This window comes from Nocardioides allogilvus (assembly GCF_003047285.1).
GTDB classification, from domain to species: domain Bacteria; phylum Actinomycetota; class Actinomycetes; order Propionibacteriales; family Nocardioidaceae; genus Nocardioides; species Nocardioides allogilvus.
On sequence record NZ_PZYX01000010.1, the window covers coordinates 102,757 to 120,239 of the forward strand.

The window sequence follows — 17,483 nt, forward strand, 5'->3', positions numbered from 1 at the left end:
CCTCCTCCTGGTGGCCGGACCCTTAGGGGCTCGCCACACGTCCGGGAAGCACCCGCCGCAGCCGGTCGTGCGCGAGCGCGGCCCGGGCGGCGTTGTCCCCGCAGGCGCCGTGGACCCCTCCGCCCGGATGGGCGGAGGCGGAGCCGAGGAAGAGACCCCGCACCGGCGTCTCGGCCCGTCCGAGCCCCGGCAGTGGCCGCAGCACCAGCTGCTGGTGGAGCTGGGCGCTGCCGCCGTTGAGGGAGCCGCCCACCAGGTTGGCGTTGCGCGCCTCCAGCTCCCGCGGACCCAGGATCCGTCGCGCGAGCGCAGCGTCGCCGAAGCCGGGCGCCAGCCGTTCGAGCCGGGCCTGCATGCGATCGGCGAAGCGCTCGCAGTCATCGCGGTCCCACACCCCACGGATCCCGCCGTCCCCGGCGTCGCTGCGGGTGTGCTGCGGGACGTGCGCGTAGGCCCAGAAGGACTCGGTCCCGGCGGGGGAGCGGGTGGCGTCGGCGGTGGTCATCTGGCCGGAGAGCATGAACGGAGAGGCGGGTACGGCGCCTGCCTGCACCTGCGACATGGCGAGCGCCATGTCGGCCACCGAGTCGGCGACGTGCACGGTGCCGCACGCCGTGTCCGGCGCCACCTGCCACGGGACCGGGCGGGCCAGCGCCCAGTCGACCTTCACCGTCCCGGGGTCGAGCTCGAACGTCTCGAGGGACCTGAAGACCCGTTCCGGCACGTCGGAGCGCTCCAGCAGGCGCGTGTAGAGCGTGGGCGCGAGCACGTCGGCGATGACGGCTCGCCCAGCGGCGTACCGCTCCCCACCGATCGTGCGGACCGCGACGGCGCGACCGCGCGTGACCTCGACGTGCTCGACCTCGGCGTCGGTGCGGATCTCACCGCCACCGGCCAGGAACCGTCGGGCCAGCGACCGCGAGAGCCCGCCGGCACCGCCCTCGGGGACGGGGAAGCCGACCGTCTGCCCGAGCATCGCCAGCAGCAGCCCCATCAGGCCGGAGCCCGGCGAGTCGAGGGGGATGTCCGCATGCGCGGAGTTGCCGGCGAGCAGCAGGCGCGCGCCCTCGCCACCGAAGCGCTGCCGGACCAGGGTCGTGGCCGGGGTGAGCAGGGTCTTGACGAAGTCGAGGCCGCCGACGTGCCGGAGCGCGGCCAGCAGCCCGACCCCGTGGCGCACGGGTGGGAAGGGCGTGAGCAGGGCGCCGATGAGGTGCGGACCGACGCGGTCCCACTGCTCGCAGAGCTCCAGCCACGCCCGGCCGTCGCCGGGGTGGAGGTCGTCGAGCCCCGCCGCCGTGAGCTCGCGGTCGCGGTGCAGCACCGCCCAGCTGCCGTCCTCGAAGGGGTGGCCGAGCACGGCGGGCGCGTGCTGCCACACCAGCCCGTGGTCCTCCAGGTCGAAGGACGCGATGGTGGGGGAGATGGCGGCGAGCGGGTAGAACGCGCTGAACGTGTCGTGCACGAAGCCCGGGTGCACCTCCCGGTCGCTGCGCACGGCACCGCCGACCTCGGGCTGGGCCTCCAGCAGGAGCACCGACCACCCGGCATCGAGCAGCCTGTTGGCTGCGACCAGGCCGTTGGGCCCGGCCCCGACCACCACCGCGTCCCAGGTCATCGACGTCCTTCGGCGACGAACGCCAGGCGCCGGAGGGTCTCGGTGTTGCGCCACTTCAGGCCCAGCGAGCGCGCGGGCCGCGGCACGAGCACGCCCGGCCCGGAGACGGGGTCCTCGACGATGCTGACCTCGGTCTCCGCGCCGACCGGGCTCAGCGAGATGACCACCCGGGCCTCGCCCATCGGCCAGGCGCGAGCGCGCAACGTCAGGCTGTGGTGCGCCCGGCACTCGACGACCTCCGTGTAGTCGTTGATCAGCGCGGGCCAGACACCGACGGAGTGGTGCAGCCTGCTGCCGGCGGCGGGCCAGTCGTCGTCCACCTCCCGCATCCGCGAGGCGCCCACCACCCACACGGGGAAGAGCCAGCCGTCGCTCAGGGTCTCCCACATCTGCTCGGGGGTGGCGTGCATGCGTCGGGTGTTCTCGGCCATCACAGCTCCTTGGAGGTCCGGGGTCGGGGTGTCCTTGCGATGGCCGGTACCCGACAAAGCGGTGACCAGTCGCCCGAGGTCACGCCTGATCTGTCGATTTCGGGGTACAACTTCATCCATGTATCTCCCCAAGCCACGCGGAAGCCTCAGTGAAGCGGCGTTCGACCTCTTGCGCTCCTTGCCCGACGACCAGGCTTCCGAGACAGGAGTGGGCGTCCAGCCGGACAGCACCGAGGACGCCGACCTCACGCTCTGGGCGGTGCACGAGCTGTCGTACGGCGGGTTCGAGGACGTCCACGAGCAGGCCGAGACCAGCCCGCCCGTGCTGTTGCTGCGCGCGCGGCTCGAGACCGACCTGGAGGCCCGGCTCCGCGGCCGCTGGACCGGCGCCCAGCCGGCGCCGGCCGACGTCCCTGCGGAGCTCGTGCGCCTGGTCGCGGAGCACGACGGTCCGTCCCTCGCCGAGCACGTCCACCGGCGCGCAGACCTCGACCAGGTGATGGAGCTGCTGCGGCAGCGCTCCGTCTACCACCTCAAGGAGGCGGACCAGTCCGCCTGGGTGGTGCCCCGGCTCCCGGTCCGGGCCAAGACAGCCCTCGTGGAGCTGCTCTTCGACGAGTACGGCGACGGCGACCCCAACCGCCTGCACGCCCACCTGTTCGCCCAGGGGCTGGAGGCGGTCGGCCTGCGGTCCGACTACGGCGCGTACGTCGACGACGCGCTGCCCGAGGTGTTCGAGATGAACAACGCCGCGAGCATGTTCGGCATGCAGCGCCGGCTCCGGGGCGCTGCCATGGGACACCTCGCCGCCTTCGAGGCGACCAGCTCCCTGCCGTCCCGCCGCATGGTGCAGGGATTCGCCCGGCTGGGGCTGCCGAAGGAGATGGTGCGCTACTACGACGAGCACGTGGAGGCGGACGCGATCCACGAGCAGACGGCCCTCCGCGACATCTGCGGCACCCTGGCCGAGGAGCAGCCGGAGCAGGCGGGCGACATCCTGTTCGGCGCCTTCACCTGCCTGGACCTCGAGGCGCGGTTCGCCACGGCGATGCTCGACCGCTGGGGAGTCGCGTCATGAGTCCCCAGGCGTTCGAGCACTCCGAGGTGGTCCTCGTCCCGGACGGGCCGATGCTGGTCCGGGGAGTGCGCAGCGTCGAGGACGCCGACGGTCGCGTCCACGCCGTCGAGCGACCGGTCGTCGCGCTGTGCCGCTGCGAGAAGTCGAGCCGGTTGCCGTGGTGCGACGGCACGCACAAGGTGATCGCCCGCAGGGGCGACTGAGCCGCTACTCCGCGCTGGCGGCGTCCCGGTCGATCCGCACCAGCACCCCGCGCTCCTGCTGACGCACCTCGCTCAGCGTCAGTGCGTCGGCGAGGTGCAGCTCCTCGTCCGCGAGCACGTCGGCCTGCTCCGTGGTGCCGAGCTGGAGCAACGCCGAACCGCCGGGCGCGAGGTGCCGGCGAATCACCTGGAGGCAGGCGCGCGCGACGTCGAGGCCGTCAGGACCGCCGTCGATCGCCGACAGCGGGTCCTCGGGAAAGCGTCCGGTGTCGAGACGCGGCACCCACGGCGGGTCCGCGATGACGAGCGCGAACACCTCGGTCGGACCCACGGCGCTCTCCAGCGGAGCGTGGCGCACGTCGACCTGCTCGGCCAACCCGGCCGCGAGCGCGTTCGTGCGGGCGAACTCGCAGGCCACGTCGCTCGCGTCCACGCAGACCAGCGGACGCCCGGAGCCGGCGACGGCCAGCAACCCGATCTGCCCGGCCCCCGAGCACAGCTCGAGCACCGGTCCGTCCGGCGCCGTACGCAGGATCTGGGCAGCCCACTCGGACTGCGCCACCGTCCACTCGCGCGGGCGCAGGACCCGGTGGTCGAACGCGATCGCCAGCGATCCGAAGGCCAGGCTCTCGGTCGTCACCTGAAGATGCTGTAGCCACCCGGGCCGACGAGCAGGCCTACGACGATGAGCACGGCTCCCATCACCAGTTGTCCGCGCACCAGGGAGACGATTCCGGCGATGACCAGGATCGCGGCGATGATGAAGAGAAGTGTTGTCATGACGCACCTTCTATCTGTGGGGAGTTGTGCGCCGCGGATGGCGCAGGTGGCTGCTGCCACTTGCCGTACCCACCACGCGGCGCTGCATACCGTCGAGCCTACGGTTGCTGCCGCCCAACCCCGACGTTTTGATGGAGGACCGCGTGTCCCAGGCAGTCACCCATGACGCCGACCAGCCCCTGCGCGCGCTCTGGAAGCGCTATCGCGCCTACCGCGGCCGCTTCATCGGCGCCGTCGTCGCCTCGACGGTCAACAAGGTCGCCGACGTCATGCCCGAGCTGCTCATCGGCGCAGCGGTCGACGTCGTCGTACGCGGCGACGCCTCCTTCATCGGCGACCTGCTCGGCGTCGAGTCGCGCTACGCGCAGCTGGGCTGGCTGGCGGTCATCAACGTCGTCGTCTGGGTCATCGAGTCCGCCACGCAGTACGTCGCCGACGTGCTGTGGCGAGGTCTCGCCCAGGGTGTCGAGCACGACCTGCGGGTCGAGGCCTACGACCACGTGCAGCACCTCGACCTCGGCTGGCACGAGTCACGCCCGGCCGGCTCGACGCTGGCGACGCTGAACGACGACGTCAACCAGCTCGAGCGCTTCCTCGACATCGGTGCGCCCGCGATCCTCCAGACCGCGCTCAACATCCTGCTCGTCGGCGGCGTCTTCGCCGTCGCGTCCGGCCAGCTGCTGGTGCTGGCGTTCTTGCCGATCCCCGTCATCGTGCTGGGCTCGCTGGTGTTCCAGCGACGCCTCGAGCCGCTCTACGTCCGGGTGCGGTCCGCCGTGGCCGACCTGTCTGGGACGCTCAGCGCCAACCTCGCGGGCATCGCCACGATCAAGGCGTTCACGGCCGAGGACCGCGAGCGCGACCGGGTGGCAGCCGTGTCCATGGCCTACCGCGACGCCAACACCGTTGCCATCCGCTCGTCCGCTGCGTTCGTCCCGCTCGTCCGGATGGCGATCCTCGCCGGCTTCACCTGCACCCTCCTGCTCGGGGGCTGGGCGGCGCTGCGCGGTGACCTCGAGGTCGGCCTCTACTCCGTGCTGGTGTTCATGACCCAGCGCCTGCTGTGGCCGCTCACGGGCGTGGCCGAGGTGCTCGACCTCTACCAGCGCGGCCGGGCCTCGGCCAGCCGCATCCTCGGCCTGCTCGAGGAGCCCGTGACCGTGCCCGCGGGCGCGACCGCCCTCGCGCGACCTGTGGCGGGGCGGATCGAGCTGCGCGGCGTGCATTCGGGGTACGGCGACGGGCCGGACGTGCTGCACGACATCGACCTCGTCGTCCCCGCCGGCGAGACCCACGCGATCGTCGGCGCGACGGGCTCGGGCAAGTCGTCGCTGCTGCGCCTCGTGCTCCGCTTCGACGACGCGCGCTCGGGCCAGGTGCTCCTCGACGGCCAGGACGTCCGCGAGCTCGACTGGGACTCGCTGCGCGGATCGATGGGCTATGTCGCGCAGGACGTGTTCATGTTCGCCGGCTCGATCGCCGACAACATCGCCTACGGCCGGCCTGACGCGACGCGCGAGCAGATCCGCGCGGCCGCCGAGGCAGCCGCCGCGCTCGACTTCATCGAGGCACTGCCCGGCGGGCTCGACGCGTGGGTGGGGGAGCGTGGCGTCACCCTCTCCGGCGGCCAGCGCCAACGCCTCGCCCTGGCGCGGGCCCTGCTGCGCGACCCGGCCGTGCTGGTGCTGGACGAGGCGACCAGTGCGGTCGACAACGAGACCGAGGCCGCGATCCAGCGCTCGCTGCGCCGCGCGACGGCCCAGTGCACCGCGATCGTCGTGGCCCACCGGCTCTCGACCGTCCGGCACGCGCACCGCATCTGGGTGCTCGACGCCGGCCGGGTCATCGAGGGCGGAACCCACGACGAGCTGCTCGCGCTCGACGGTGCCTACGCCGCCCTGTGGCGGGTGCAGACGGGCGAGCTCGCCGCCCGCTGAGCTGTCGGACGTCCGCCGGGACGTCCGACGAGGTGGCTGCCGGGGCGACCGGATCGTCGGACGTTGGGATCAACGTCCGACGATCCGGTGGCGGTTTGCAGCCGGTGGTCCAGCTCGATCAGCCGATGACCGCGCGCACCAGCGGGGCGTAGCCGTTGGCGTAGCCGCTGCGCGACGGGTGGTAGGCGTCGCCCAGGTTCCAGGCCTTGCCGTTGACCCAGGGGTCGCTGGCGCAGATGTCGTGCCCGCCGAACGGGGAGATCGCCGACTTGTAGGTGAACCCGGCGGCGGCGACCCGGTTCGAGATCTTCGACTCCAGGTTGGTCACCACGGAGCTGATCGAGGTGCGGTTGGCGGTGCTGATGCCGTCCGCGGCCAGGCACGAGAGGTTGGTGCCCAGCGGGTTGGGGTAGCCCAGGACCACGACGGTGGCGGTGGGGGACGCAGCCTTGATCCGGGCGTAGGTGCCGTCGAGGGCGGCTCCCAGCTGGTTGGCGATCTTGCCGTTCGCGGTGTCCGCCGCCGCCTGGCACTGGGCGTCGTCGTTGTAGGCCCAGCAGCTCGTCAGCAGGTTGACGAAGCCGATGTCGTTGCCACCGATCGTGATCGTGACGAACTTCGTCGTCGAGGTCAGCGCGCTGATCTGGTTGTTGTTGACGTCGGTGGTGGTGGCACCGCCGCACGCGACGAACGTCAGGGCCGTGTTGGGGCGCTGCTGGGCCACGAGGTAGGGGTAGGCGTAGGTGTTGCGGTTGCAGAAGAAGTCGAGGTTGGTCGAGTTGGCGCCGTTGCCGGAGGAGTAGGAGTCGCCGAGGGCGACGTAGCCGTCGGGGGTTGCCGCCTTGGCAGCCTGGGCGCCGGGGGTGGCGAGCGCGACGAGTGCCGTGGCACCCGCCACGAGGAGTGCAAGGGTGTTGCGCAGGGGAGTGTGACGCATCGGGGGTGTGTCTCCTAGCGATAGTTGGTGCGCGTGAGCATGGTGGTGCGCGTCACACCGTGTCGAGGGCTCCTGCGCGTTTTGAGACGTCGTCGGCCCCAGCGGCAAACTGGGGTGAGTCGGGACGAGACCGGCCGATAGCATCGGCACCGTCCGTTTCTCGCACCACTCAAGGAGCACCACGTGTCCGACATCAAGGTCGTCCGCATCCACGCTGGCCAGCGTCAGGAGCACTCGACCACGACGGGCACCAAGGCCTGGGAGCTCTTCAAGGACGACGCCGACGTCATCGCCGCCCGGGTGGGGGGAGACCTCAAGGACCTCGCCTACGAGCTCCGGGACGGTGACGAGGTCGAGGGCGTCGACATCGCCAGCAACGACGGCCGCGACATCCTGCGCCACTCGACCGCCCACGTGATGGCCCAGGCCGTCCAGCAGCTCTGGCCCGAGGCCAAGCTCGGCATCGGGCCGCCGGTGGAGAACGGCTTCTACTACGACTTCGACGTCGAGACCCCGTTCGTGCCGGAGGACGTCACCAAGATCGAGTCCGCGATGCGCAAGATCATCAAGGAGAACCAGCGCTTCGAGCGCCGGGTCACCACCGACGCCGACGCGATCAACGAACTCCAGGACGAGCCCTACAAGCTCGAGCTGATCGGGCTCAAGGGCGGCGCCGGGGCCGACGACACCGAGGGTGCGAGCGTCGAGGTGGACAGCGGTGAAGGTGCCGAGCTGACGATCTACGACAACATCGGTCGCAACGGCGAGGCCAAGTGGTCCGACCTGTGCCGCGGTCCGCACCTCCCGACCACCAAGCGGATCCCCGCCTTCAAGCTGATGCGGACCGCAGCGGCGTACTGGCGCGGCGACGAGAAGAACAAGATGCTCCAGCGCATCTACGGCACCGCCTGGGAGACGAAGGAGGCACTCGACGAGCACCTCCACCGCATCGAGGAGGCCGAGCGCCGCGACCACCGCAAGCTCGGGCGCGACCTCGACCTGTTCAGCTTCCCCGACGAGATCGGCTCCGGCCTCGCGGTGTTCCACCCCAAGGGCGGCGTCATCAAGCGGGTGATGGAGGACTACGTCCGCCAGCGCCACATCGAGGAGGGCTTCGACTACGTCGGCACCCCCCACATCAGCAAGGAGGGGCTGTTCCACACCTCCGGACACCTGCCCTACTACAAGGACACGATGTTCCCGCCGATGGAGTTCGAGGGGTCGGACTACTACCTCAAGGCGATGAACTGCCCGATGCACAACCTGATCTTCCGCTCGCGCGGACGGTCCTACCGCGAGCTGCCGCTGCGGCTGTTCGAGTTCGGCTCGGTCTACCGCTACGAGAAGTCCGGCGTCGTGCACGGCCTCACCCGCGTCCGGGGGCTGACCCAGGACGACAGCCACTCCTACGTCACCCCTGAGCAGGCGCCCGCCGAGGTCAAGCACCTCCTGGAGTTCGTCCTCGGCCTGCTGCGCGACTTCGGCATCGACGACTTCTACCTCGAGCTCTCGACGCGCGACGACGCCAAGCCCGACAAGTTCGTCGGCACCGAGGAGGAGTGGGCGGTGGCCACCAAGGTGCTCGAGGACGTCGCGATCGACTCCGGCCTGGAGCTCGTGCCCGACCCGGGTGGCGCGGCGTTCTACGGTCCCAAGATCTCCGTGCAGGCACGCGACGCCATCGGCCGCACCTGGCAGATGTCGACGATCCAGTACGACTTCAACCAGCCCAAGGGCTTCGAGCTCGAGTACAACGGCGCCGACGGCGCCAAGCACCAGCCGGTGATGATCCACTCGGCGAAGTTCGGCTCGCTCGAGCGCTTCTTCGGCGTCCTGGTCGAGCACTACGCCGGAGCGTTCCCGCCCTGGCTCGCGCCGGTCCAGGTGCAGGCGATCCCGATCGCGGACAAGCACAACGACTACCTCCACGACGTCGCGCGGCAGATGAAGGTGGCCGGGCTGCGGGTCGAGGTCGACGACTCCGACGACCGGATGCAGAAGAAGATCCGCAACGCCCAGCTGCAGAAGGTGCCGTTCATGATGATCGCCGGCGACGACGACATCGAGAAGGGCGCTGTGAGCTTCCGCTACCGCGACGGCCGCCAGGACAACGGCGTGCCCCTCGAGGAGGCCATCGCCAGGGTCGCGAGCGCCGTGGCGAGCCGCGAGCAGGTCTGAGCCCGAAATATATGTGACGTCGTGTCGCGTGTATCCATTTACACCGACACGACGTCACGCTAACTTCGGGGTATGACCACGAAGCAGGAGTTCCACGACAGCCTTCGCACGCTCTCGCAAGCCTCGGTCGAGCAGCACTTCGACGCCTTCGTCGACATCGACTGGGACCACCCGGACTTCGCGGTCGACCCGGCAGACCCACGCTGGAAGCTGCCGCGCGAGCACGTGCTCGGGTCGCACGAGTGGTACCTCGGGCTGCCCGAGGAGGAGCAGGTCCGAGTCGGTCTCTACCTCCAGGCCAACGTCACCAAGGTCGGCCTGCAGTTCGAGCAGGTCCTGATCGCCGGCATCATGAACTACCTGCACCGCCTGCCCAACGGCTCCCCGGAGTTCCGCTACGCCACCCACGAGGCGACCGAGGAGTGCCACCACACCCAGATGTTCCAGGAGTTCGTCAATCGCTCCGGTGCCGACGTCGCCGGCGGGTCGAGGTTCTTCCGCGGTGTGGCCCCGATCCTGCCGCTCGCCGCCAGCATCGTGCCGTTCGGCTTCTTCATCGGAGTGCTGGCGGGGGAGGAGCCCATCGACCACATGCAGAAGGCCGTGCTGCGTGCTGGCGACGACATGCACCCTCTGCTGCAGCGGATCATGCAGATCCACGTCGCCGAGGAGGCCCGCCACATCGGCTTCGCCCACCAGTACCTCACCTTCAACGCACCGAGGCTCGGCCCGATCGAGCGCCAGCTGGTCGCCGTGCTCACACCGGTCGTCATGCGCTGGCTGTGCGACGAGATCATCAAGCCGAGCAAGCGCGCGCGCCGCGACATCGGCCTCCCGGACGACGTGTTCAAGGAGGTCTACTGGGCCCAGCCGAGCTCGCGGAAGGTGCTGCGCGACCTGTTCGGCGACGTCCGGATGCTCAGCGAGGACATCGGCCTGATGAATCCCGTCTCGCGCCGGGTCTGGCGGCTGCTCAAGATCGACGGCCGCTCGGCCAGGTTCCGCGGCGAGCCCGCCTCTGCTGCCGCCTGAGCCGCCGGGCCCGGCGACGACCCCGACGAGTAGGCTCCGCGAGACCGTGTAGCCGAACATGCGGAGGGGCGATGAGCGTCGGGCCCACAGATGGCCGCCAGGTCCGCTGGGAGCAGCACAACATCGAGCGCCGCGCCGCCATCCTGGCCGCCGCGCTCGAGGTCATCGAGGCGACGCCGCCCGGTGACGAGGTCAACGTCGCCCACATCGCCGAGCGCGCAGGCGTCGGCCGCACGGTGATCTACCGTCACTTCACCGACCGCGCCGAGCTGGACCGGGCGATCCGGGCCGCGATCCTCAACGACGTGTGGGCCCACCTGTTGCCCGTGCTCACGCTGGAGGGCACGATCCCGCAGATCATCGAGCGCGCCGTGGCGGAGTACGTCAACTGGGCCGCGGCCCATCCCGCGCTGCACGGCGTCGCGGTCACCAGCGAACCCGGTGGCGGCAACCCCCTCGACGAGGGGGTCGCGGTGATCGCCGGCCGCGTCGTCGAGCTGATCGGGACCGCCCTCGAGATCCTCGGGCTCGAGCTCAGCGCCGACGAACGAGCAGCGATCGACCCCCTCGTCCACGGCTTCGTCGGCGGTGCCTTCGGAGTCGTACGGCGGTGGCTGGCCAGGCCGGAGCGCGAGCCCAGCGCCGAGGTGCTGGCGGAGCTCACGACGGCCTCCGTGTGGTTCCAGCTCCACGGCCACGCCGACGCGCTCGGGCTCGAGCTGCGCGCGGACCAGCCGATCGAGGAGCTGCTCGCCGGCCCGGGTCCCGAGGCCGCGCAGTGAGTGACCTCGAACGGCTCTGGACGCCGTACCGCATGGCCTATGTCCGCTCGGACATGACGGCCGACGGCTGCCCGTTCTGCCGGATCCCGCAGGGCGACGACGAGGTCAACCTGATCGTCGCGCGCGGCGACGCCGCCTATGCCGTGCTCAACCTGCACCCCTACAACCCCGGCCACCTCATGGTGCTGCCCTACCGCCACGTCGCCGAGCTCGAGGACCTCACGCCCGACGAGTCGGGCGAGCTGATGGCCATGACCCAGCAGGCGATCCGGGTGATCCGCAAGGTCAGCACGCCGCACGCCTTCAACGTCGGGCTCAACCTCGGCGGTCCCGCGGGCGGGTCGTTGGCGTCGCACCTGCACCAGCACGTCGTTCCGCGCTGGTCGGGCGACGCCAACTTCATCACCGTCATCAGCGACACCAAGATCTTGCCGCAGCTGCTGGAGGACACCCGCCGCCTGCTCGCGGACGCCTGGGGCTGATCGCCGCTAGGCGACCGGGTGCGGGTGGGCCTCCGCGCGTCCCTGGAACGACAGGATCGCAGGATTGCGCACCCGGCCGTCCTGGATCTCGATGGCGCGCGTGATGGTCTCGTCGGCCGCCCACGCGGCGGGGCCGGAGAGCACCGTCTCGACGAACGGCATCAGCGCCTCGCTGTTCTCCCAGGTCGCGGAGTTCCAGAGGTAGGACGGGCTGTGGTCGACCGCGTAGTAGTGCACGCGGCCACCGACGGTGAACATCGGATCGTCGAAGGTCGTCGGCGTGGCCCAGGTGAAGCCCATCGCCTCGTCGCACGACACGTCCACGATCAGGCTGCCCTGGCGGAACGCGGCGAGGTCCTCGGTGGCGAGGTAGGTCAACGGGGCTGCGGTGTCCTGCAGCGTGCAGTTGACGACGATGTCGTTCTCCGCGAGGTACGGCGCCAGCGGGACCCGGCCCCGGTCGGTGATGACCTGGGTGTTGGCCGGGTCGTCCGGGTCGTGGTCGAACTGGCGGATCTGCACGGAGTGGATCGGTGAGCCGACCGCGGCCACGCCCCGCGTGGTGAGCACGGCGACGTCGCTGACCCCGTGGGCCTTGAGGGCGGTGACCGCCCCACGCGCGGTCGCGCCGAAGCCGATGACCACGGCGCTGAGCCGGCGACCGTAGTCGCCGGTGATGCCGACGAGCTCCATCGCCTGCAGCACCGAGCAGTAGCCCGCGAGCTCGTTGTTCTTGTGGAAGACGTGCAGGCCGACCGAGCCGTCGCGAGTCCAGTGGTTCATCGCCTCGAAGGCGATCAGGGTGAGCTCGCGGTCGATCGCGAGCTGCGTCATCGTCGGGTCCTGCACGCAGTGCGGCCAGCCCCACAGGACCTGGCCGGCGTGCATGGCCGCGACGTCCTCGTGCTGGGGCTTCGGGAGCACCACGACGTCGGAGCCGGTGATGATCTCCTCGCGGGTCGCGAACCCGGCGACGAGCGGGGCCAGGTCGGCGTCACTGCGACCGAAGCGTTCGCCGTACCCGTGCTCGAGGGTGGTGCGCGCAGCGATGCGCGGGTCCAGGCGGACGAGGTGGTCGGGGTGGAGAGGCAGTCGGTGCTCGTTCTCCTTGGTGGAGGTGCCGACGATGCCGAGGCTGAGGAGCGTCACTTCTTCTTGCTGCCCAAGCTCTCCACGGCGGCGCTGCCGCCCGCAGCCTTGGCCTGCTTGTCGGCCCGCTTCTCCTTGATGGACTTGGACTTCTTGGTCATGCCTTGCCGTGGCGACTTGTCGGCCATCGGGACTCCCTGGTTGGCGGAGCAAGATTGCTCCGTCTTGCCACAGTACGTTGCGCGTCCACCGACGCTTCACCACGACGACCTCGTTCCCGGGTAGCGTGCCCGCCGTGGATGACGCAGAGCTGGCCGCACTCCTCGTCCGCGACGCCGGCGCCCTCGCGGCCGGCATGCTGGCCCGCGGGCTCGACGCCGAGACCAAGACCCACGTCTCCGACGTCGTGACGGCCGCCGACCACGCGGCCGAGGCGCAGGTGGTCGAGACGCTGCGCCGCGAGCGCCCCGACGACTCGATCGTGGGGGAGGAGGGCGCCGACCAGGTCGGCACCAGTGGTCGGACCTGGGTGATCGACCCCGTCGACGGCACCTACAACTTCCACCGCGGACTCGACTGGTGGTGCAGCGCCCTGGCCCTGGTCGACCGCGAGGAGCTCGTCCTCGGTGCGGTGCACCACGCGTCCAGCGGCTCGACGTACGTCGGCGGGCCGGCCCTGCCGAGCAGCCACAACGCGCGAGCGATCAGCCCGCTCACGGACCGCCCGCTGCGCGACAGCTGCGCCACGACCTATCTGCACCCGCCGTTCTACGAGGGCGAGATCGGTGCGGCGTTCGTCCGCGCTGTCGAGGGCGTCGCGACCCTGCGGATGATGGGTTCGGGGACGATGGACGCGGTCGCCATCGCCCAGGGCCGCTGCGACGTGCTCTTCCAGCACTCGGTGCCCGACTGGGACCGGCTGCCGGGCGCAGCGATCATCCGCGGGGTGGGCGGCGAGTCCCGCGTCGTGCACGCCGCCGGGGTCGACTGGCACGTGGCCGGGGTCCCGAGCGCGGTCGCCGAGATCTGCGACCGGCTCCTCGACAGGTAGCCTGCGGCCGTGCCTGAGGGAAATGTGCTGACCAGCTCCGTGCTCGACCGCTTCAAGGGCTTCTGGCAGGGCGTGGTGCTGCAGCCCTTCATCAAGCTGTTCATCAAGCTCGGGATCAGCCCCGACGCGGTCACGCTCGTCGGCACGATCGGTGTCTGCGCGGGCGCGCTGATCTTCTTCCCGCAGGGGATGCTGTGGCAGGGAGTGCTGTTCATCACCGCCTTCGTGTTCAGCGACCTGATCGACGGGGCGATGGCGCGAGCCGTCGGCCGCAAGGACACGTTCGGCGCGTTCCTCGACTCGACCCTCGACCGGATCGCCGACGGCGCGATCTTCGCCGGCCTGGCGCTCTACTTCGCCTGGGTGGCCGAGGACCGGCTCTACCTCTGCCTGGCGCTCGTGTGCCTGGTGATGGGCTCGGTCACCTCCTATGCCCGCTGCCGCGGTGAAGGCCTGGGCTTCAACGCCAAGACCGGCATCGCCGAGCGGGCCGATCGCCTCGTCGCGATCCTCGTGCTGACCTTCTTCGGCGACGTCCTCGACCTGCCGATCCTCTACGAAGTCACCCTGTGGCTGCTCGCCGTGGCCAGCACGGTGACCGTCCTCCAGCGGATCCTGCTCGTACGGCGACAGGCGCTCGCCGAGGTCCGCCCGGAGGGCTGATCCCGAATCGGCATGTACGCCGCAGCGCCGTAGGATTGGCCCATGGCTGAAACCCCTGCAACCACGACCGAAACCGGCACCTCGCGCGTCAAGCGCGGCATGGCCGAAATGCTCAAGGGCGGCGTCATCATGGACGTCGTCACCGCCGAGCAGGCGAAGATCGCCGAGGACGCCGGCGCCGTCGCCGTGATGGCCCTCGAGCGGGTCCCCGCCGACATCCGCGCCCAGGGTGGCGTCAGCCGCATGAGCGACCCCGACATGATCGACTCGATCATCGAGGCCGTCTCGATCCCGGTCATGGCCAAGGCCCGCATCGGCCACTTCGCCGAGGCGCAGATCCTGCAGTCGCTCGGTGTCGACTACATCGACGAGTCCGAGGTCCTGACCCCGGCCGACTACGCCAACCACATCGACAAGTGGAACTTCACGGTCCCCTTCGTCTGTGGTGCGACCAACCTCGGCGAGGCGCTGCGCCGCATCACCGAGGGCGCGGCGATGATCCGCTCCAAGGGCGAGGCCGGCACCGGTGACGTGTCCAACGCCGTCACCCACATGCGCACGATCCGCGCCGAGCTGCGCCGCCTCCAGGGCCTGGAGCCCGACGAGCTCTACGTCGCGGCGAAGGAGCTGCAGGCGCCGTACGACCTGGTCAAGGAGGTCGCCGAGGCCGGGAAGCTCCCGGTGGTGCTGTTCACCGCGGGCGGCATCGCCACCCCGGCCGACGCCGCGATGATGATGCAGCTCGGTGCCGAGGGCGTGTTCGTCGGCTCGGGCATCTTCAAGTCCGGCAACCCCGAGCAGCGCGCCGAGGCGATCGTCAAGGCGACGACGTTCTTCGACGACCCCGACGTGGTGGCCAAGGTCAGCCGCGGTCTGGGCGAGGCGATGGTCGGCATCAACGTCGACGAGATCCCGCAGCCGCACCGCCTCTCCGAGCGCGGCTGGTAGTCCGCTCCCGAGTTTGCCTGGTGGTCGCGGCGGCGTTGCCGTCGCGACCACTGGGACGGGCATCCTGCCCGGATGCTGCGCCTCCTGTGGATGGACCGACTCCGTGGTGCGGCGATGATTGCCGTGGTCGTCCTCCACGCCGAGCTGAGCGTTCGCGCCGCCAGCGGCCACGACCTGCCGCTCGTGCACGCGGTCAACGGGCTGTTGGCGCCGTACCGCATGCCGCTGCTGGTCGCCCTCTCCGGCGTCCTGCTCACGCCGGCGCTGGCCAAGCCGTGGCGGAGCTACCTGCGCGGCAAGGTCCGCGCGCTGCTGTGGCCCTACCTCGTGTGGGTCACGCTCGACACGGCCTACGTCGCAGCGCGTGCGGGCGGCCTCGGCTGGGACTACGTCGCGCACCTCGCCTACGACCCGAAGACCTACCTGTGGTTCCTGGCCTACCTCTTCGTCTTCTACGTCGTCAGCCTCGCGCTGCCGTCGTGGCTGCGGATCGCCGGCGGTCCGCTCGTCCTCGCGCTCGCCTGGCAGGCCGACCCGACCGCTGACTGGCACAAGCTCGCCTGGCTGCTCGGCTGGTTCCTGGTCGGCGACACCCTCGGTCGGGTCGTACGCCGCTGGCTGCGCCCGGCACCGGTGCCACCGCGCGACGTGCTGGGCTTCGTAGGGCGCAACTCCCTCGTGTTCTACGTCAGCCACCTGATCGTCATCATCTTCGTGACCGACCTGGGGGCGTGGCTCGGGGTGGGCTCGGCCGCGCTGCTCTTCGTGCTGGCCGTGGCAGTGCCGCTCGTGGTCGGCACGATGCTGGTGCACGCCCGAGGACACTCCGTCGTCGACGCCTTGTTCGCGTGGCCATCGCGGACGATGCTCCAACCCGCCGACGGGCCGAAGGGGATGGCCCCATCGGTGACGGGATACGGCGCGTAAATGGTCCATGCGGGGGGTTTTGACGAACTCGCCCACGGCTGGGGTGGGGAGTTGCTTCACTGGCGTCGGTTCTCGGGGAGCCCTCACACCTGGAGAACCCTCATGAACAAGTCCACCAAGGGCGTCATCGCCGCCGTCGCCGGCGTCACGCTCCTCACCGGCGTCGGCGGCACGTTCGCCAACTGGTCGGAGAGCCGCACCGCGGCGCCCGGCTCCGTGACCGCTGGTCACCTCACGCTGACGGTCGCCTCCGGCGAGTGGACCGACATCACCGCCGCCACACCGAAGCTCATCTCCGACATCTCGCTGTTCCGCATGGTTCCGGGCGACGTCGTGGAGTACACCACCACTGTCACCCCCGATCTGCTGGGCGACAACCTGACCGCCACCCTGACGGCGACCCTCCCGGCCGGCTCTGGCGCCCTCGCCAACGACGTCACCGTCGTCGCGGAGTTTGACGGTTCCGGGACGGCGACCCGCCAGATCACTGAGGCCAACGACGACACGGCCATCCCGGTCACCGTCACGGTCACGATGCCGTTCACGACCACCGTGGGTGAGGACGAGGTGCTCAGCCTGGCGGCCCTGACCGTGAACCTGGTCCAGAACGCCAACCCGGTCGTGGTCTAGGACTGATCGTCGTGCCTGCTGTTCCGGCGAGCGCGGTCCGGCCCCGGCACCGTGCCGACGGCCGGCAGGGTCCCGGCAGGGTGGCCGGCGCGACGCTGGCCACCGTGCTCGGGCTGCTGCTGCTCACCAGCGGTCTCGGCACCTGGAGTGAGTGGCACGACCAGGGTCAGCGCGCGCTGGGGAACATCCAGGCCGGCTCGGTCTCCCTGAGCGGCACGCTGCAGGTGCAGCTGCACTCGCGCCAGCCGGTGGGGAGCCGCTCGTTCTCGTCCTCCACCACCTGCGCGCCCACGGCACCGTTCGTCGAGTGCAGGGTGGTGACGTCGTCCCTGGCCGCGGAACGGCTCATCCCGGGTGACGCAGTGCGCGTGGTCCGCGACGTCACCCTCGCCGGGAACGGCGACAACCTGCGCGGAGCCCTCGTCGTCGACGCATCGGCGCTGCTCGACCGGGCACCGACGGCGTCGCTGCTGGCCCGGTCGTCGGCGGTCACCCTGGGTGTCACCCGCCCGGGCGGGGCCGCGGCTCCGGTGAGCGGGCTGGTCTCGACCACCCAGGTCTCACGTGCCGCCGGCGACTTCGGCACCTACCAGGCGGTCGCGACCATCCAGACCCCGCTCGACGACGCGGGAGCCCCGTGGAACGAGGCGCTGTGGACCCAGGTCCTCGACCTCGGCTCGATCCGGGCCACCTTCGACCAGACCAGCTGACCTTCCC

At 70.6% G+C, this 17,483-nt stretch carries 20 protein-coding genes; 13 read left to right on the top strand and 7 right to left on the bottom strand.

Annotated features, from left to right (window positions below; genetic code table 11):
• Positions 1 to 22: 22 nt before the first annotated feature.
• Positions 23 to 1,618, bottom strand: a complete 1,596-nt coding sequence (locus tag C9J87_RS14800; RefSeq protein WP_107705908.1) for a phytoene desaturase family protein — start codon at positions 1,616 to 1,618, stop codon at positions 23 to 25.
• Positions 1,615 to 2,049 (bottom strand): SRPBCC family protein, encoded by a 435-nt coding sequence (locus tag C9J87_RS14805; protein ID WP_107705909.1) that lies wholly within the window; start codon positions 2,047 to 2,049, stop codon positions 1,615 to 1,617. Before C9J87_RS14805 ends, C9J87_RS14800 begins: the two co-directional genes overlap by 4 nt.
• A gap of 118 nt (positions 2,050 to 2,167) precedes the next feature.
• Here C9J87_RS14805 and C9J87_RS14810 point away from each other — a divergent pair, with 118 nt between their 5' ends.
• Complete coding sequence (locus C9J87_RS14810; RefSeq protein WP_107705910.1) at positions 2,168 to 3,127, top strand: iron-containing redox enzyme family protein; 960 nt, start codon at positions 2,168 to 2,170, stop codon at positions 3,125 to 3,127.
• The gene (locus C9J87_RS14815; RefSeq protein WP_107705911.1) at positions 3,124 to 3,330 is read left to right on the top strand and encodes a CDGSH iron-sulfur domain-containing protein; all 207 of its coding nucleotides are present in this window, start codon (positions 3,124 to 3,126) and stop codon (positions 3,328 to 3,330) included. The genes C9J87_RS14810 and C9J87_RS14815 overlap by 4 nt, the downstream gene beginning before the upstream one ends.
• 4 nt (positions 3,331 to 3,334) lie before the next feature.
• Here the strand turns inward: C9J87_RS14815 and C9J87_RS14820 are convergent, their stop codons facing one another.
• Positions 3,335 to 3,970: a methyltransferase gene (locus C9J87_RS14820; RefSeq protein WP_010832780.1), complete on the bottom strand. Its 636-nt coding sequence runs from the start codon at positions 3,968 to 3,970 to the stop codon at positions 3,335 to 3,337.
• Positions 3,967 to 4,110, bottom strand: a complete 144-nt coding sequence (locus tag C9J87_RS20040; RefSeq protein ID WP_198016985.1) for a GPGG-motif small membrane protein — start codon at positions 4,108 to 4,110, stop codon at positions 3,967 to 3,969. Before C9J87_RS20040 ends, C9J87_RS14820 begins: the two co-directional genes overlap by 4 nt.
• Before the next feature lie 143 nt (positions 4,111 to 4,253).
• Between C9J87_RS20040 and C9J87_RS14825 the strand changes: the two genes are divergently transcribed.
• On the top strand, positions 4,254 to 6,047 hold the full coding sequence (locus C9J87_RS14825; protein WP_232820068.1) for an ABC transporter ATP-binding protein: 1,794 nt from the start codon (positions 4,254 to 4,256) through the stop codon (positions 6,045 to 6,047).
• A gap of 118 nt (positions 6,048 to 6,165) precedes the next feature.
• Here C9J87_RS14825 and C9J87_RS14830 read toward each other — a convergent pair whose 3' ends face one another.
• Positions 6,166 to 6,984, bottom strand: a complete 819-nt coding sequence (locus C9J87_RS14830; RefSeq protein WP_157953218.1) for an SGNH/GDSL hydrolase family protein — start codon at positions 6,982 to 6,984, stop codon at positions 6,166 to 6,168.
• A 183-nt stretch (positions 6,985 to 7,167) separates the two neighbouring features.
• On the opposite strand from C9J87_RS14830, the gene thrS reads away from it, so the two are divergent.
• The 4 genes from thrS (at position 7,168) to C9J87_RS14850 (ending at position 11,458) form a co-directional block, all read left to right on the top strand.
• The gene (gene thrS / locus C9J87_RS14835) at positions 7,168 to 9,162 is read left to right on the top strand and encodes a threonine--tRNA ligase (RefSeq protein ID WP_107705914.1); all 1,995 of its coding nucleotides are present in this window, start codon (positions 7,168 to 7,170) and stop codon (positions 9,160 to 9,162) included.
• Positions 9,163 to 9,234: 72 nt separating this feature from the next.
• Positions 9,235 to 10,194 (top strand): AurF N-oxygenase family protein, encoded by a 960-nt coding sequence (locus C9J87_RS14840; RefSeq protein WP_107705915.1) that lies wholly within the window; start codon positions 9,235 to 9,237, stop codon positions 10,192 to 10,194.
• 71 nt (positions 10,195 to 10,265) lie between these two features.
• The gene (locus C9J87_RS14845; protein WP_107705916.1) at positions 10,266 to 10,976 is read left to right on the top strand and encodes a TetR/AcrR family transcriptional regulator; all 711 of its coding nucleotides are present in this window, start codon (positions 10,266 to 10,268) and stop codon (positions 10,974 to 10,976) included.
• Positions 10,973 to 11,458, top strand: coding sequence for an HIT family protein (locus C9J87_RS14850; protein WP_232820069.1), 486 nt, complete (start codon positions 10,973 to 10,975; stop codon positions 11,456 to 11,458). Before C9J87_RS14845 ends, C9J87_RS14850 begins: the two co-directional genes overlap by 4 nt.
• Positions 11,459 to 11,464: 6 nt before the next feature.
• Here the strand turns inward: C9J87_RS14850 and C9J87_RS14855 are convergent, their stop codons facing one another.
• Positions 11,465 to 12,607 (bottom strand): N(5)-(carboxyethyl)ornithine synthase, encoded by a 1,143-nt coding sequence (locus C9J87_RS14855; protein WP_010832787.1) that lies wholly within the window; start codon positions 12,605 to 12,607, stop codon positions 11,465 to 11,467.
• Positions 12,604 to 12,735 (bottom strand): hypothetical protein, encoded by a 132-nt coding sequence (locus tag C9J87_RS20470; protein WP_269634810.1) that lies wholly within the window; start codon positions 12,733 to 12,735, stop codon positions 12,604 to 12,606. Before C9J87_RS20470 ends, C9J87_RS14855 begins: the two co-directional genes overlap by 4 nt.
• 107 nt (positions 12,736 to 12,842) lie before the next feature.
• On the opposite strand from C9J87_RS20470, the gene C9J87_RS14860 reads away from it, so the two are divergent.
• From C9J87_RS14860 to C9J87_RS14885, 6 genes are all read left to right on the top strand, one after another.
• Positions 12,843 to 13,598 (top strand): inositol monophosphatase family protein, encoded by a 756-nt coding sequence (locus tag C9J87_RS14860; RefSeq protein WP_010832788.1) that lies wholly within the window; start codon positions 12,843 to 12,845, stop codon positions 13,596 to 13,598.
• A gap of 9 nt (positions 13,599 to 13,607) precedes the next feature.
• Positions 13,608 to 14,261 (top strand): phosphatidylinositol phosphate synthase, encoded by a 654-nt coding sequence (gene pgsA, locus C9J87_RS14865; RefSeq protein ID WP_332248905.1) that lies wholly within the window; start codon positions 13,608 to 13,610, stop codon positions 14,259 to 14,261.
• 42 nt (positions 14,262 to 14,303) lie between these two features.
• Positions 14,304 to 15,209, top strand: a complete 906-nt coding sequence (gene pdxS / locus C9J87_RS14870) for a pyridoxal 5'-phosphate synthase lyase subunit PdxS (protein WP_010832790.1) — start codon at positions 14,304 to 14,306, stop codon at positions 15,207 to 15,209.
• Between the two features lie 72 nt (positions 15,210 to 15,281).
• The gene (locus C9J87_RS14875; RefSeq protein WP_107705918.1) at positions 15,282 to 16,136 is read left to right on the top strand and encodes an acyltransferase family protein; all 855 of its coding nucleotides are present in this window, start codon (positions 15,282 to 15,284) and stop codon (positions 16,134 to 16,136) included.
• Positions 16,137 to 16,238: 102 nt separating this feature from the next.
• A complete protein-coding gene (locus C9J87_RS14880) occupies positions 16,239 to 16,766 on the top strand; it encodes an alternate-type signal peptide domain-containing protein (RefSeq protein WP_157953219.1) in 528 nt (175 codons plus the stop codon).
• Positions 16,767 to 16,777: 11 nt separating this feature from the next.
• Positions 16,778 to 17,476 carry a hypothetical protein gene (locus C9J87_RS14885; protein WP_157953220.1) on the top strand — a complete coding sequence of 233 codons (699 nt, stop codon included), beginning with the start codon at positions 16,778 to 16,780 and terminating at the stop codon, positions 17,474 to 17,476.
• Positions 17,477 to 17,483 lie beyond the last annotated feature (7 nt).

Bases quoted from the DNA above. Each gene is read 5' to 3' on its own strand.
- C9J87_RS14840 (WP_107705915.1), top strand. From the start codon at position 9,235: ATGACCACGAAGCAGGAGTTCCACGACAGCCTTCGCACGCTCTCGCAA.
- C9J87_RS20040 (WP_198016985.1), bottom strand. From the start codon at position 4,110: ATGACAACACTTCTCTTCATCATCGCCGCGATCCTGGTCATCGCCGGA.
- C9J87_RS14810 (WP_107705910.1), top strand. From the start codon at position 2,168: ATGTATCTCCCCAAGCCACGCGGAAGCCTCAGTGAAGCGGCGTTCGAC.
- C9J87_RS14805 (WP_107705909.1), bottom strand. From the start codon at position 2,049: ATGGCCGAGAACACCCGACGCATGCACGCCACCCCCGAGCAGATGTGG.
- C9J87_RS14815 (WP_107705911.1), top strand. From the start codon at position 3,124: ATGAGTCCCCAGGCGTTCGAGCACTCCGAGGTGGTCCTCGTCCCGGAC.
- C9J87_RS14875 (WP_107705918.1), top strand. From the start codon at position 15,282: ATGCTGCGCCTCCTGTGGATGGACCGACTCCGTGGTGCGGCGATGATT.
- C9J87_RS20470 (WP_269634810.1), bottom strand. From the start codon at position 12,735: ATGGCCGACAAGTCGCCACGGCAAGGCATGACCAAGAAGTCCAAGTCC.
- C9J87_RS14800 (WP_107705908.1), bottom strand. From the start codon at position 1,618: ATGACCTGGGACGCGGTGGTGGTCGGGGCCGGGCCCAACGGCCTGGTC.
- C9J87_RS14880 (WP_157953219.1), top strand. From the start codon at position 16,239: ATGAACAAGTCCACCAAGGGCGTCATCGCCGCCGTCGCCGGCGTCACG.
- C9J87_RS14845 (WP_107705916.1), top strand. From the start codon at position 10,266: ATGAGCGTCGGGCCCACAGATGGCCGCCAGGTCCGCTGGGAGCAGCAC.
- pdxS (WP_010832790.1), top strand. From the start codon at position 14,304: ATGGCTGAAACCCCTGCAACCACGACCGAAACCGGCACCTCGCGCGTC.
- C9J87_RS14830 (WP_157953218.1), bottom strand. From the start codon at position 6,984: ATGCGTCACACTCCCCTGCGCAACACCCTTGCACTCCTCGTGGCGGGT.